13 protein-coding genes are annotated in these 14422 nt (G+C 70.7%); 11 read left to right on the plus strand and 2 right to left on the minus strand.

The features are described from left to right. The first annotated feature begins 26 nt into the window (after nucleotides 1–26). The 3 genes from MRBLWO14_RS14770 (at nucleotide 27) to MRBLWO14_RS14780 (ending at nucleotide 3775) form a co-directional block, all read left to right on the plus strand. Nucleotides 27–1238 carry a heparan-alpha-glucosaminide N-acetyltransferase domain-containing protein gene (locus MRBLWO14_RS14770; RefSeq protein ID WP_341933869.1) on the plus strand — a complete coding sequence of 404 codons (1212 nt, stop codon included), beginning with the start codon at nucleotides 27–29 and terminating at the stop codon, nucleotides 1236–1238. 67 nt (nucleotides 1239–1305) lie between these two features. Then, the gene (gene msuE, locus MRBLWO14_RS14775) at nucleotides 1306–1878 is read left to right on the plus strand and encodes an FMN reductase (RefSeq protein ID WP_341933870.1); all 573 of its coding nucleotides are present in this window, start codon (nucleotides 1306–1308) and stop codon (nucleotides 1876–1878) included. A 79-nt stretch (nucleotides 1879–1957) separates the two neighbouring features. Then, nucleotides 1958–3775, plus strand: coding sequence for a DUF255 domain-containing protein (locus tag MRBLWO14_RS14780; protein ID WP_341933871.1), 1818 nt, complete (start codon nucleotides 1958–1960; stop codon nucleotides 3773–3775). Nucleotides 3776–3777: 2 nt separating this feature from the next. Here MRBLWO14_RS14780 and MRBLWO14_RS14785 read toward each other — a convergent pair whose 3' ends face one another. Next, nucleotides 3778–5334 carry a phospholipid carrier-dependent glycosyltransferase gene (locus tag MRBLWO14_RS14785; protein ID WP_341933872.1) on the minus strand — a complete coding sequence of 519 codons (1557 nt, stop codon included), beginning with the start codon at nucleotides 5332–5334 and terminating at the stop codon, nucleotides 3778–3780. 48 nt (nucleotides 5335–5382) lie between these two features. Here MRBLWO14_RS14785 and rsmI point away from each other — a divergent pair, with 48 nt between their 5' ends. From rsmI to MRBLWO14_RS14800, 3 genes are all read left to right on the plus strand, one after another. After that, nucleotides 5383–6204: a 16S rRNA (cytidine(1402)-2'-O)-methyltransferase gene (rsmI, locus tag MRBLWO14_RS14790; RefSeq protein WP_341933873.1), complete on the plus strand. Its 822-nt coding sequence runs from the start codon at nucleotides 5383–5385 to the stop codon at nucleotides 6202–6204. After that, the gene (locus tag MRBLWO14_RS14795; RefSeq protein WP_341933874.1) at nucleotides 6201–6896 is read left to right on the plus strand and encodes a class I SAM-dependent methyltransferase; all 696 of its coding nucleotides are present in this window, start codon (nucleotides 6201–6203) and stop codon (nucleotides 6894–6896) included. The genes rsmI and MRBLWO14_RS14795 overlap by 4 nt, the downstream gene beginning before the upstream one ends. A 66-nt stretch (nucleotides 6897–6962) precedes the next feature. Continuing rightward, complete coding sequence (locus MRBLWO14_RS14800) at nucleotides 6963–8060, plus strand: LacI family DNA-binding transcriptional regulator (protein ID WP_341933875.1); 1098 nt, start codon at nucleotides 6963–6965, stop codon at nucleotides 8058–8060. Nucleotides 8061–8084: 24 nt separating this feature from the next. Here MRBLWO14_RS14800 and MRBLWO14_RS14805 read toward each other — a convergent pair whose 3' ends face one another. Beyond that, the gene (locus MRBLWO14_RS14805) at nucleotides 8085–8453 is read right to left on the minus strand and encodes a VOC family protein (protein WP_341933876.1); all 369 of its coding nucleotides are present in this window, start codon (nucleotides 8451–8453) and stop codon (nucleotides 8085–8087) included. Nucleotides 8454–8521: 68 nt separating this feature from the next. Between MRBLWO14_RS14805 and MRBLWO14_RS14810 the strand changes: the two genes are divergently transcribed. From MRBLWO14_RS14810 to MRBLWO14_RS14830, 5 genes are all read left to right on the plus strand, one after another. Further along, on the plus strand, nucleotides 8522–8968 hold the full coding sequence (locus tag MRBLWO14_RS14810; protein ID WP_341933877.1) for a MarR family transcriptional regulator: 447 nt from the start codon (nucleotides 8522–8524) through the stop codon (nucleotides 8966–8968). Between the two features lie 152 nt (nucleotides 8969–9120). Further along, nucleotides 9121–10785: an ABC transporter substrate-binding protein gene (locus tag MRBLWO14_RS14815; RefSeq protein WP_341933878.1), complete on the plus strand. Its 1665-nt coding sequence runs from the start codon at nucleotides 9121–9123 to the stop codon at nucleotides 10783–10785. Further along, the gene (locus tag MRBLWO14_RS14820; protein ID WP_341933879.1) at nucleotides 10782–11762 is read left to right on the plus strand and encodes an ABC transporter permease; all 981 of its coding nucleotides are present in this window, start codon (nucleotides 10782–10784) and stop codon (nucleotides 11760–11762) included. Before MRBLWO14_RS14815 ends, MRBLWO14_RS14820 begins: the two co-directional genes overlap by 4 nt. Then, entirely contained in the window at nucleotides 11759–12673 is a 915-nt protein-coding gene (locus MRBLWO14_RS14825; protein ID WP_341933880.1) for an ABC transporter permease, read from the plus strand. Before MRBLWO14_RS14820 ends, MRBLWO14_RS14825 begins: the two co-directional genes overlap by 4 nt. Further along, nucleotides 12670–14397: an ABC transporter ATP-binding protein gene (locus MRBLWO14_RS14830; protein ID WP_341933881.1), complete on the plus strand. Its 1728-nt coding sequence runs from the start codon at nucleotides 12670–12672 to the stop codon at nucleotides 14395–14397. Before MRBLWO14_RS14825 ends, MRBLWO14_RS14830 begins: the two co-directional genes overlap by 4 nt. Nucleotides 14398–14422 lie beyond the last annotated feature (25 nt).

The raw sequence follows: 14422 nt of genomic DNA on the forward strand, positions 1-14422 counted from the left end.
ACGGGTGCGCGACTTACGATTCATGCGTGACCACCTCGCCTCCTCTCGGAACTGCAGCCGGGCCGACGACGCTGCCCGTGACGCACTGGTTCCGCACGTTCGGGCGTCCTCCCCGCATCCTCGGTCTCGATGTGGCCCGCGCTCTCGCCATCCTCGGAATGGCCGGCGCGCACATCGGCGAGACGTCGGCGTTCGACCCGCTCGATCCCTCGACGTGGCTCGATCTCGTGCACGGTCGCTCGTCCATCCTCTTCGCGGTGCTCGCAGGCGTGTCCATCGCGCTCATGACGGGGCGCCGCGACCTCCCCGATCCCGAGCGCATGCCCGGCATCCGCCTGCAACTGGTCGGGCGAGGCGCGGTGATCTTCCTCATCGGGCTCGCCCTGGAGCTGCTCAACACTCCCATCGCGGTGATCCTCACGCTCTACGGTCTCCTCTACGTGGCCGTCATCCCGTTCCTGCGCTGGCGGCCGCGGACGCTGCTCATCGCCGCGGGCGTGCTCGCGCTCGCCGGACCGGCTGTCCTCGCCCTCATCGCCATCCTCGCGATGTACCCGTACGGTGCCGGGATCGGCCTGGTTTTGTACGGCTCCTACCCGATCACGGTCTGGCTGGCCTTCGTCTTCGCCGGGATGGCGCTCGGGCGACTCGGGATCGAGCGGATCCACACGGCTGCGGTGGCTCTGGGAGCCGGCGTCGGCCTCATGGTCGTCGGCTACGGACTCGGCCTCGTCGGAGCCGTCTCGGGCATCACGTCCTGGGCTCCGGGGGAGGGATCGATGGCGGGCTCAGCCGCGGGGTGGCAGACCTACCCCGAGGCGGTGGCCGCCGCCGATCCTCTCGCAGCGGTCCTGTCGGCGGTCTTCGGTGTGGACCCGCACTCCGGGGGAACCGCCGAGATCCTGGGTTCCGGAGGCTTCGCCGTCACGGTGATCGCGCTGTGCATCCTGCTCAGCCGTCCGCTCCGCTGGGTCCTCCTCCCGTTCGGCGCGCTCGGGTCCATGCCGCTGTCGGCATACACCGCGCATGTGGTCTCCGTGGCACTGATCGGAGGCCCCGGCGGGTTCTTCACCGACAACCTGTTCTGGGCGGGGACCGCGGTCGCGCTGCTGCTGGTGACCACCCTCTGGTCGGTGTTCGTCGGCCGTGGCCCGCTCGAACGTCTGGTCGGTCGGGCGGCCGTCGCGATGGCGTCTCCGCCCCGTCGGAAGACCGAACAGGGCGCGCCCGTCGTGTGATGACGGCTCATGTCGTTGTGTGTCGCTCGTCGCGACAGCGGCCTCGCTCGTGAGTAGCGTCGTCGGCATGACAGCCCCCTACCGTGTCGTCGCCGTGTCCGGCTCCCTGCACGAGCCGAGCAAGACCACGGCTCTCGTGCGTGCGATCGCCGAGGCCGTCGCCGAGCGCGCCGAGGTCGAGGTCGAGCTCATCGAGCTCACCGCGATCGGGCCGTCGCTCGCGGGAGCGCTGCGTCGCGACCAGCTCCCGGCCGAGGTCGAGGAGAAGCTGCAGGCCATCGAGGCGTCCGACCTGCTGATCGTCGGCAGCCCTGTCTACCGGGCGTCGTTCACGGGACTCTTCAAGCACCTGTTCGACTTCGTCGGTCAGTACGAGCTCGTCGGCAAGCCCGTCCTGCTGGCCGCCACCGGCGGAGGCGAGCGGCACGCGCTCATCATCGAGCACCAGCTGCGTCCGCTGTTCGCGTTCTTCCAGGCGCTCACCCTGCCGCTCGGCGTCTACGCGAGCGACACCGACTTCGACGGCTACACGATCGCCTCGGACGTGCTCCGCTCGCGCATCGATCTCGCTGCCGACCGTGCGCTGCCCCTGGTCGGGTACGCGGCCTCCCGCCCCGCGGAGACGCTGCTCGTCTCCTGAGCGGACCCCACCGGCGGAGCGGACCCACCGGCAGGCCCCGCCCGGCGCCCCGACGCCGTGCAGCGCGTAGCGTGGGTGCATGACGAACCGGCTCGCCGACACGCTCAGCCCGTACCTCCGCGCGCACGCCGACAATCCCGTCGACTGGTACCCGTGGGGCGACGAGGCGTTCGCCGAGGCCGAGCGGCGCGACGTGCCGCTGCTGATCTCGATCGGCTACTCCACCTGTCACTGGTGCCACGTGATGGCGCGGGAGTCCTTCGCCGATCCGGCGATCGCCGCGCTCATCGACGAGGGTTTCGTCGCGGTCAAGGTCGACCGCGAGGAGCACCCGGAGGTCGACGCGGCATACATGGCCGCCGCTTCGGCGTTCACCCAGAACCTCGGGTGGCCGCTCACCGTCTTCACGACGCCGCGCGGACGCACGTTCTACGCGGGCACGTACTGGCCGCCGCTCGCACGAGGGCCGATGCCGGCCTTCCGCGACGTGCTCGCCGCCGTGCGGGAGGCGTGGACCGAGCGTCGGGAGCAGGCGGAGGAGTCGGCGGATGCGGTGACCGAGGCGCTGCGGCAGGCCGCGGCATCCACTCCCTCCGACCTGCCGGACGCCGCGGCGATCGCGGCGGCCGCCCGCGCGATCGCCGCCCGCGAGGACTCCGTGCACGGCGGATTCGGCGGGGCGCCGAAGTTCCCCGTGGCCACGACGCTGTCGTTCCTGCAGGCGCCTCTCGTCGAACGCGAGGCGCCGGATGCCGCGGCGGCCGCCGCCCGCGCGCTCGCCGCGATGACGGCATCCGACCTCCACGACGACGACGGCGGCTTCTTCCGCTACGCGACGCAGCGCGACTGGTCGGTGCCGCACTACGAGCGGATGCTGACCGACAACGCGCAGCTGCTCGACATCGCGCTCGCGGCGCGCGACGAGGCCACCGCTCGCGGCGTCGCGGCGTTCCTGCTGACGACACTGCGTCGTGAGGGCGGCGGCTTCGGCGCGGCCCAGGACTCGGAGTCGTGGATCGACGGCGTGCGCGACGAGGGCGGGTTCTACCTCCGTCCGATGGAGCAGCGCCGTGGACTCGAGCCGCCCGCGGTCGACGGCAAGGTCATCACCGGGTGGAACGGGCTCGCGATCGCCGCGCTCGCCCGCGCCGGGGCCGCCCTGAGCGAACCGGGCTGGATCGCGGCGGCCGCCGCGGCCGCCGACCAGGTGCTGCACGTCAACCGCGACCCTCGGGGTCTGCTCGTGCGCGCCTCGCTCGACGGGTCCGCATCACCCGCCGCAGCGACCACGGCCGATGTCGCGCTGCTCGCCGACGGCCTGCTCGCCCTCGCCGTCGCCACGGGCGAGGCGCGCTGGGCCGTCGAGGCTCGCAGCCTGCTCGACCTCGCCGTGGCCGGCCTCGAGGGCGACCCGCTGCTCGCGGCGCGCGGCATCGCGGCGGCGCCGGACCAGACCGACGGCGACCTGCCCTCGGCATCGGCCGCCCTCGCCCATGCCGGCCTCACCGCGTGGCGGCTGGGAGCGGGTGACCGCTACCGCGCTGTCGCGGAGGAGGCCGTCCGCGCGCATGCCGCAGCGGCCGTCGGCCAGCCGTTCGCGCACGGCAGTCTGCTGCGCGTCGCCGCCGATCTGCTCGACGGACCGCGCCAGATCGTCGTCGTGACGGACGAACCGGACGGCGCTCTGGCGGCTGCCGCGCGCGGCGCCGAGGCCGATGTCGTGGCGATCGTCAGCCCGGCGCAGGCCAGGGCGTTCGCGGACGCCGGATTCGAGCTGTTCGAGGGCAAGGCCGACGCCTCCGGCAGCGCCGACGCCGCCGGCCTGGCGTTCGACTGCCGATCGTTCGTGTGCCGCCTGCCGGTCAGCGATCCCGCCGAGCTGCCGCGGGAGCGCTGAACTCAGATCCAGCCGGGCAGCCAGTTGTGCAGCAGCCAGAACTCGTACGGCACGCTCACGCCCGTCCACACCGGGTAGTAGAACGCCGAGACGAGCACGACGACGCCCAGGAAGATCAGCACGGTGCGCTCGCCGGACTGCCGTCTGCGCAGCGGATCCTCCCGGCGCCCGGCGATCTGTCGCAGCACGACGGCGAGGGCGATGACGAGGAAGGGCGCCATGGCGACCGTGTAGAACTGGAAGATCGTGCGCTCGGGGAACATCAGCCACGGCACGTACGTCGCGGCGAGTCCGACGAGAGGGAACGTGAGCGCGGGCCCGCCGACCGGACGCCGCGTGATCCACGCCCGGACGAGGCGGTAGAGCAGGTAGACAGCGGCGGCGACGCTCGCGTACCAGATCAGCGGGTTGGGGATCGTCGAGATCACCGCGATGCAGTGGTCCACCCCGCACGGGGCGGGGTCGCTGCCCACCCACACCGCTGTCGGGCGCAGCAGGAACGGCCACTCCCACGCGGGGCTCGCGTACGGGTGTCCGCGGGTGAGGCCGACGTGAAAGTCGAGGATCGCCTTGTGATAGTTCCAGAGAGCGATCAGCGGGTTCGGGTCGCTCTGCCTGGCGTAGCCGCCGGCCGTGACGAGCCATCCGGTCCAGCTGACGAGGTACGTCACGGCGGCGGGCACGACGAGCAGTACGAACGAGACGGGACCCTGCGTGAACGCGGCGGCCGTCGGCCACAGCACGACGCCGGCGCGACGGCGGGCGAGCGCGTCGGTGACGACGACGTACAGCCCGAAGGCCGCGAGCGCGTAGAGGCCCGACCACTTGACGGCGCAGGCCGCGCCCAGCGCCACCCCGGCGGCGACGAGCCAGGGCCGACGCCACAGCACGCGCCCCCACATCGGGTCGGGGCCGTCGGGATCGGGGCGCTCGAGGATCGGGATCGTGCGGTCGCGGTCGTACAGGATGAACAGCGCGCCGAGCAGGAGGAAGAACGTGAGCGGGCCGTCGAGCAGCGCGGTGCGGCTCATGACGATGCTGAGTCCGTCGATGGCGAGCAGCGTGCCGGCGACGGTGCCGACGACGATGGATCCCGTCAGGCGCCGAGCGACGAGGTAGACGAGCAGCACGGTCGCGGTGCCGAGCAGCGCGGTGGCGAGACGCCACCCGACCGTGTTGTCAGGGCCCCCGAGCGCCATCCCGAGAGCGATCAGCCACTTGCCGAGCGGCGGGTGCACGACGAAGGACCCGGCGTCGGACAGGGGCAGCTCCTGCAGCGTGATGAACGCCTCGTTCGCGTTCTCGCCCCAGGTGCCCTCGTAGCCCAGCAGCCACAGCGACCAGGCGTCCTTGACGTAGTACGTCTCGTCGAACGCCAGCTGATGAGGATGCCCGAGGTTGATCAGACGCAGCACCGCGGCCAGCGCCGTGACCACGAGCGGGGCGAACCAGCGCAGCATCCGTCCCCAGTCGGGATCGAGCAGGATGCGGTCGCGCAGCCGTCCGTAGCGCGTCAGCCGGTCCTCGGGGGGAGGCAGCAGAGGGACGGGCTCGATCACCGCTCCAGCCTAGACAACCGGGTCCGCCGCCGCGTCTAGGCTGGGCGGGTGATCATCCTCGCTGCGACGCCGATCGGAAACCTCGGGGATGCCTCCCGCCGCCTCGTCGAGGTGCTGGAGAACGCGGAGGTCGTGGTGGCGGAGGACACCCGCACGACCGGGCGTCTGCTGCAGGCGCTGGGCATCGCCAACCGGCCGCGACTGATCGCCCTGCACGACCACAACGAGAAGCAGAAGTCCGCCGAGCTCGCCGTCCTCGCCCAGGAGCACGACGTCGTCGTCGTGAGCGATGCGGGGATGCCGGCGATCAGCGACCCCGGTTACGGCCTGGTCGCCGAGGCGGTCGCGCAGGGCGTGACGGTGACGGCCATCCCCGGCCCCAGTGCTGTGCTCATGGCGCTGGCGATCTCGGGGCTGCCGACGGACCGGTTCACGTTCGAGGGCTTCCTGCCGCGCAAGCCGGGGGAGCGGCGCTCGACGCTCACAGCGCTCGCCGCCGAGCCGCGGACCATGGTGTTCTTCGAGTCTCCGTCGCGCCTGGCGTCGACGCTGACCGACATGGGTGCAGCCTTCGGCGCCGACCGCCGCATCGCGGTGTGCCGGGAGCTCACGAAGCTGTACGAGGAGGTGCGCCGCGGCACGGCGTCCGAGCTCGCGGCGTGGGCGGCTGCGGGCGTGAAGGGCGAGATCGTGGTCGTGGTCGAGGGGGCGCCGCGGCGGACCGTCTCCGCCGACGACGCTCTGGGGCAGGTGCAGGAGCTCGTGGCCTCCGGCATCCGTCTCAAAGACGCCTGCGCCGAGGTCGCCGCGGCGACAGGCCTGTCGTCTCGTGATCTCTACCAGTCCGCGCTCGCCGCGCGACGCCCGTGACGGAGAACGGCCCGGCCGCAGAATCGCGCTCTCGTCGCACGGATCCGCGGGAGAGATGCGACGGCGACGCGAATCTGCGACGCGAGCGCGACGTCATCGCCGCAGCCTACGACGAGCGGGCCGCGGAGTACGAGGCGGTCGGAGGTCGGCTCTCCCAGATGGACCCCCGGGACGTCGCGACGATCCGGGCGTGGCGCGACAGCACGGACGGCGCGCTGCGGGATGCCGGATGCGGACCCGGACACTGGACTGCGTTTCTCGCCGAAGGAGCACGGGATGTCCGGGGCATCGACCTCTCCCGGGAGTTCGTCGCCTCTGCGCGGCGGAGCCACCCCGGCATCCCCTTCGAGACCGGCTCCTTCCACGACCTGTCCGTCGAGGATGCGGCGCTCGGCGGCATCCTCGCCTGGTACTCGCTGATCCACACCCCGCCTGCGCAGGTGCCGGCCGTGCTGCGCGAGTTCGCCCGCGCACTCCGACCCGGTGGCTCCCTGCTCGTCGGATTCTTCGACGGAGAGCCGGGGGAGTCGTTCGCGCACGCCGTGACGACCGCGTACTCCTGGTCGGCGGAGGCGCTCGGCATCCTGCTCGCCGGTGAGGGCTTCGAGGTCGTGGCGTCCGAAAGACGTGGACGCGCGCCGGGCGAGATGAGTGCACGTCCGCACGGATCGCTGATCGCCCGACGCTCCTGACACCGGAGCGTTCGGCGGAGGCGGAGCGGGTTAGCCTGGTGCTCACCCGAGCGAGAAGGAGCGAGCGTGAGCAGGAAAGCGACGGTCTACGACGTCGCAGAACGCGCTGCCGTGTCGATCGCGACCGTCTCCCGTGTGCTGCGGCAGCCGGATGCCGTGCGCCCGGCGACCCGCGAACGGGTGCTCGACGCCGTGACCGCCCTCGGCTACGTGCCGAGCGGCAGCGCGCGGGGTCTCGCCGAGCGGCGCACCGGTGTGCTGGGGTTGTACTTCCCGGGCTTCGACGCCGCGGAGGACGCGCCGCCGCTCGACGTGCTCGGCGACCGGAGCCGTCCGTCGTTCGCGGTCGCCCAGGAGTCGACCGAGCCCGCGCAGGCTCCGACCATGCTGTTCCTCGACGAGGTGCTGCGCGGTGCCGAGCTCGAGGCGTGGAAGCAGGGCTTCGTGCTCATGATCGGGGTGGGCCGCGACGACCCGACGCGCGAGACGGTGCGCGACATCGCGGGCCGTGTCGACGGGCTCATGGTGCTCGCGCAGAGCGTGCCGGACGACGTGCTGGCGCGGCTCGCGCAGCGGATCCCGGTCGTGGTGTTGTCCGGCCCGTCGCGAGGTGACGACTACGACCACGTGACCGTCAGCAACGCCGAGGCGATGGCGGAGCTCACCCGCCTCGTGCTCGCGGAGACGGCCCCCGGACGGCTGGCGTTCCTCGCGGGGCCCGAGGACTCGCCCGACGGCGCGCAGCGCTGGGAGGGCTTCGCCGCCGCGCTCGCCGAGGCGGGGATCGCGGCCGACGACGTGACGGTGCTGCGCGGGGACTTCACGCGGGCGTCGGGGCGACGCGCCGGTGAGGAGCTGATCGCCGACGCCCCACCGGCGGCGCTGATCGCGGCGAACGATCAGATGGCGCTGGGAGCGATCGACGCGTTCCGGTCGGCGGGGCTGCGGGTGCCGGACGACGTGCGCGTCACGGGTTTCGACGGCATCGAGGCCGCCGCGCTCGCGCGCCCCGCGCTCACGACCGTGCGGCAGCCCATGATCGACCTGGGCCGCGCCGCGGTGCAGCTGCTCGCGCGGCGGCTCGAGCGCCCGGATGCCGCGCCGGTGACCGTGCGGCTGCCGCTGCAGATCCTGCTGCGCGAGAGCTCGCACCCGCGCGCCTGAGACGCGTGCCGCCTCCGGCGCGGGTCAGACGCGGTCGTGCAGCGTGATCCGGTACCCGTCGGGATCGGCGAACGTGAAGGTGCGCCCGAACGGGCCGTCGATGGGAGCCGCGACGATGGCGTGCCCGTCGGCCGCGAGCCCGTCGTGGATCTCCTGCACGTCGGTCGCGTGCAGCCAGATCGCGGCGCCGATGCCCGGGTGGGGGCCGGCGTCGATGTCGGTGCCCTCGACGATGTCGCGCAGCGCGAACGCGATCGGCGCGGTGTCGAAGACCACGGCGTGCGGCGGGCCGGCAGGGGAGCGCACGAGGCCGAGGTAGCGCTCGTAGAAGGCTTGGCTCGCTGCCAGGTCGTGCACCTGGAGGGAGAGGAAATCGGGGCCGGTGGCGGGCATGATGAGCCTTTCGGGGAGAGAAGTGTGTCAGTTATCTGACACGCTTGACCCTATGTCAGAATACTGACATGCGTCAAGACGGCATCGATCTCGACACCTCCCTCGGCTACCTCCTCAAGGAGGCGTCGAGTGCTCTCCGTGCGGCGATGGAAGACGTGCTCCGCCCGCTCGGGATGACCATCACGCACTACTCCTGCCTCGAACTGCTGGCGCAGCGCCCCGGCCTCACCAACTCCGAGCTCGCGCGGGGCGCCTTCGTGACGCGGCAGTCGATGAACGTCCTCCTGCAGGCGCTCGAGCGCGACGGCTTCGTCTCCCGACCGCGGGAGGCTGAGGTGGGGAAGGCGCTCCCGGCACAGCTCACGGACCGCGGGCAGAGGAGCCTCGACGCCGCCAGCGCCGCAGTGCGGTCGGTCGAGCTGAGGATGCTGTCGGGGCTCACGGACGCTCAGCGCACCGCCGCGCTGCAGGCCCTGCGGAGCATGGTCGACGCCCTCCGCGAGCCGCGGAGCTGACGAGCGTCGATCGCCCGCGGTCCCCGGCGCCGAGGGCGTCAAGGGGTTGCATCCGCAAAATGTATGCGCTTACAATCGCTCATGCGGCCTCGGCCGCAGGGCGTCCCGAACCGCGGGACCCCTTCATGACAGAGACGACATGAGGTGGCAGTGTGGCGAAGACGCACATGCTCCGACGCTGGCGCAGGGCGGCGATCGTGGGACTGGCGGCAGCGGCCGTGGTGCTCAGCGGCTGCAGCATCCAGATCAGCTCGCAGCCCGACCCGTCGATCGGCGACGACACGATGCTGATCAACGCCGACAAGGGGAATCCGTTCTTCACGCGGAACTTCAACCCCTACCTGACCAACACGCGCACGGCGTCGCGCTGGATCTACGAGCCGCTCATCCTCGTGAACCCACTCGACAACACGCTCAACCCGTGGCTGGCCGAGTCCTGGTCGCAGCCCGACGCGCGGACCGTCGTCATGACCATCCGCGACGACGTCGAGTGGAGTGACGGCGAGCAGCTCACCCCCGAGGACGTCGCCTTCACGTTCCAGCTGCTCAAGGAGAACCCCTCGCTCGACATCAAGGGCGCCTGGCAGCACCTCGAGTCGGTCGAGACCTCAGGCGACGACGTGATCATGCACCTGCAGGGCGACGATGCGCCGTCGCTGTCGATCCTCGGCCTCACCATGATCGTGCCGGAGCACATCTGGTCCGACGTGAAGGACCCCGGCACGTTCCGCAACGAGGAGCCGGTCGGCACCGGACCGTTCGTGCTCGGCAACTACAACGACCAGCAGTACTCGATGGACAAGAACCCCGACTACTGGCAGGCCGACAAGATCCAGATCGAGCACATCATCCTGCCAGCGACGAACACGCAGCTCGACACGGTCACGCGCGGGTACGACTGGTCGTACTCGTTCATCTCCGACGTCGAGGGCACATGGGGCGCCGCGAGCGAGCACAACACCTGGTGGTTCCCGCCGGGCGGCGTGATCGCGCTGCTCCCGAACCTCGAGGTCGCCCCGTTCGACGACGTCAACGTGCGCCGCGGCATCGCGCTCGCGCTGAACCGCGACGAGATCGCCGAGACGGCCTCCGAGGGGTACATGCAGCCGGCCGGGCAGACCGGCCTCATCCTCCCCAATCAGGAGGAGTACCTCGACCCGTCCATCCCCGACGGCGGCATGATCACGCAGGACAGGGAGGCCGCGCTGGCTGCCTTCGCCGAGTCGGGCTACACGCTCGACGGCGACCGCCTCGTCGGCCAGGACGGCGAGCAGCTGGAGTTCGCGCTCACCACCGCGAACGGCTACTCCGACTGGACCCGCGCCGCGCAGACCGTGCAGCGCCAGCTCGCCGACGTCGGCGTGAAGGTCACCCTGAAACTCCCGCAGCCCGCCGGCTACCAGAGCGCCATCAGCAACGGCGACTTCGAGATGGCGATCGGCGGAATGGGCGGTGGCGACCCGTACCAGGCCTACAACAACCTGCTCTCCAGCGAGTTCTACGTGCCGTCCGGCGAGCAGACCGCCAACAACTTCGAGCGCTATCGCTCCGACGAGGCCGACGCGCTGCTGGCCGAGTACCGCGAGACGATCGATCCCGCCCGCCAGACGGAGATCGTGCACGAGCTGCAGGGGATCGTCTACGACGAGCTCCCCGTGATCGGCATGTACTACGGCGGTATCTGGGGACTGTTCAACGACGCGAAGTTCACCGGATGGCCCAGCGCCGAGGACCCGTACATGATCCCGCAGAACTACGACTCGGCACCGCTGCTGATCTTCACGAAGCTCGAGCGCGTGAAGGGAGACGACAAGTGAAGTACGTCCTCCAGAAGCTCGGCCTGTTCGTGCTCACCCTGTGGGCCGCGGTCACCCTGAACTTCTTCCTGCCTCGCATGATGCCGGGGTCCCCGGCGGATGCCGCGATCGCGAAGCTCTCGCAGAACGGTCCCGTGTCGGATGCGACGCGGCGTGCGATCGAGGCACAGCTCGGCGTCCCGACCGGATCGCTGTGGGACCAGTACGTGGCCTACCTCGGGCAGGTCGTCCGACTCGACTTCGGCGTCTCGTACACGTTCTACCCGCAGAGCGTCTCGAGCATGGTCTCGACCGCGCTGCCGTACACGATCGGCCTCGTCGGGATCGTCACGGTGCTCGCGTTCGCGATCGGCACGCTGATCGGCGTCACGGCGGCCTGGCGTCGCGGCACCTGGCTCGACACGCTGCCGACGCTGACCGGGTCCTTCCTCAGCACCTTCCCGTACTTCTGGACGGCCCTGCTGCTGCTCTTCTTCCTCGGCTACGTGCTGCACTGGTTCCCGACGACCGGGGCGTACGCGGCGACCACGACGCCCGGGTTCACCGGCGACTTCCTCGCCGACCTGCTGCGGCACGCGGTGCTGCCCGCCCTGACGATCCTGCTGACATCACTCGGCGGCTGGATCATCGGCATGCGCAACGCCATGATCAACACGCTCGGGGAGGACTACGTGACCTTCGCGGAGGCCAACGGCCTGCGCGGCCGCACGATCGCCCTCCGCTACGCCGCCCGCAACGCGATCCTGCCGAACCTCACCGGCTTCGGCCTCACGCTCGGAGGCGTGGTCGGCGGATCGATCCTCGTGGAGCAGGTGTTCCAGTACCCCGGTATCGGGTACCTGCTCTTCAACGCCGTGATCGGGCAGGACTACCCGCTCATGCAGGCGCTCTTCCTGATGATCACCGTGAGCGTGCTCATCGCCAACTTCCTCGTGGACATCCTCTACGGGGCACTCGACCCGAGGACTCGCCGATGACCTCCACCATGAACGTCAAGGTCCCCACCGACCGGATCGCGGCACCCAGCCCCTGGCGCGCGTTCGCCAGGATGGTCGGCACGCTGTGGTCGAACGGCAAGGCGCGGCTCGGTCTCATCATCCTCGGGCTGTTCGTGCTGGTCGCCGTGTTCGCGCCGCTGCTGGCGCCGTACGGAGCGAAGGACAACAGCTTCGAGCGCAACGCCGACGCGTCGCCCGCGCACTGGCTGGGCACGACCGCCGCAGGGGAGGACGTCCTCAGCCAGCTCATCTACGGCTCGCAGGTCAGTCTGCTGGTCGGACTCGCCGCCGGCATCCTGTCCACCGTCGTGGCCGTGCTGATCGGCCTCAGCTGGGGCTACATCCGCGGCTTCGCCGGTGAGGTGATCGGCTTCATCGTGAACCTCTTCCTCGTGATCCCCGGACTGCCCCTCATGATCGTCATCGCGGCGTACCTGCAGAACGGCGGCATCCTCATGATCATCGCGGTGATCGTGATCACCGGTTGGGCGTGGGGCGCACGCGTGCTCCGCAGCCAGACGCAGTCGCTGCGGGGCAACGACTTCGTCGCGTCGGCGCAGTTCTCGGGCGACAGCCCGGCGCGCATCGTGTTCCGCGAGATCCTGCCGAACATGACGTCGATCATCGCCGGCACCCTGTTCGGTGCGGCGACCGCGGCGATCCTCGCGGAGGCCGGGCTCGAGTTCCTGGGTCTCGGCGACTCCAGCATCGTCAGCTGGGGCACGATGCTCTACTGGGCGCAGAACTCCAACTCGCTGCTCACCGGGCAGTGGCTGCTCCTGTTCGCGCCCGGACTCTGCATCGCGCTGCTGGCGCTGAGCCTCACACTCATCAACTTCGGCGTGGACGGTATCTCGAATCCGCGCCTCCGCGAAGGGAAGGGCCGATGAGCGCCATGACCGAGAACGCCGTGATCGAGAACGACGTCCTGCTGCAGGTCGAATCCCTCTCCGTCGAGTACGCCTCTCCGGGCGTCGCCCCCGTGGCCGCCGTGGACGACGTGTCGTTCACCCTGCGTCGAGGCGAATTCGTGGGGCTCGTGGGGGAGTCAGGGTCGGGCAAGTCGACCCTCGGCTTCGCCCTCACCCGCCTGCAGAAGCCGCCGGCTCGCATCAGCGCCGGACGCATCCTCTTCGGAGGACGCGACATCCGCGAGCTGGACGCCGAGGAGCTGCGCCGTCAGCGCCAGGGCGGCTTCGCGATGGTGCTGCAGTCGGGCATGAACGCGCTGAACCCCGTGCGCAGGGTCGGCGACCACTTCAGCGACATCTTCGCCGCGCACGGCCATGTCGCCGGAGACGACCGCGATGCCAGGGCGCGGGAGCTGGTCGGCAAGGTCGGTCTCGATCCGAGCGTGCTGGCGAGCTACCCCGGCGAGCTCTCCGGCGGTATGCGGCAGCGCGCCTCGATCGCGCTCGCCCTGTCGCTGGAACCCCAGCTCATGGTGTTCGACGAGCCGACCACGGCGCTCGACGTGCTCGTGCAGCACGCGGTCATGGACACCATCAAGGACCTGCAGCGCAGCGAGGGGTTCACGGCGATCCTCATCAGCCACGACCTCGGCATCGTGCTCGAGGCGACCGACCGCGTCATGGTGATGCACGAGGGGCGGATCGTCGAGGACGCGCCGAGCCTCGACATCCTGCACCGTCCGCAGGACGAGTACACGAGGATGCTCCTCAGCCACTACGCCGATCCCCGCGCTGAGTCGATCTCGATCCCCGGCTTCGTCGATCTGGGCACGCGCCGCCGCGAGGGTCGCGCGCGCACCGACGTCACCGAGACGGTGCCGACGGTCTCGCAGCGCGACACGCGTCGGGCGGATGCCGCGATCGTGCTGCAGGGCGTGTCGAAGGTCTACCCCGCCCGCCGGCGCGGCGAGAAGCCCGTCACGGCGGTCGACGACGTGTCGTTCCGGCTGGAGCCGGGCGAGGCGCTCGCGCTCGTCGGGGCGTCCGGCTCGGGCAAGTCCACGATCGCGAAGCTCATCACCGGAGTCGAGAAGCCCACGGACGGATCGGTGCGCTTCGGCGACGTCGACGTCGCCTCACTGCGACGCAGGGGTCTGCGTGACCTCCGCAAGGACGTGCAGATGGTGTTCCAGGACCCGTACGCGGCGCTGAACCCGCTGCACACGGTCGAGTACACCCTCAGTCGACCGGTGCGCAACTACACCGCCCTGCGCGGAGCCGAGGCGCGGGCGCGCGTGCTCGAGCTCCTCGAGACGGTCGGCCTGACGCCGGTCGAGCAGTTCGCGGCGAAACTCCCGCATCAGCTGTCCGGCGGTCAGCGTCAACGCGTGGTGATCGCGCGGGCCCTCGCCAGCGATCCGCAGGTGCTGATCGCCGACGAGCCGGTGTCGATGCTCGACGTCTCGCTGCGGGCGGGGGTGCTCGCGCTCCTGGAGGACCTGCGTGAGCGGTGGGGCATCAGCATGCTCTACATCACGCACGACCTGCTGAGCGCGCGTCTGGTGACCGAGAACATCCTCGTGCTCAACGGCGGTCGCGTCGTCGAGCGCGGCGAGACCGCTCAGGTGCTGCAGCATCCGGAGGACCCGTACACGGTCCAGCTGCTCGATGCGGTGCCCAACCCCGCGCGCGCCGAACGCTGAACAGAACCACCCGCACTATCGAAAG

It is taken from the genome of Microbacterium sp. LWO14-1.2 (genome assembly GCF_038397715.1).
Classification (GTDB): Bacteria; Actinomycetota; Actinomycetes; order Actinomycetales; family Microbacteriaceae; genus Microbacterium.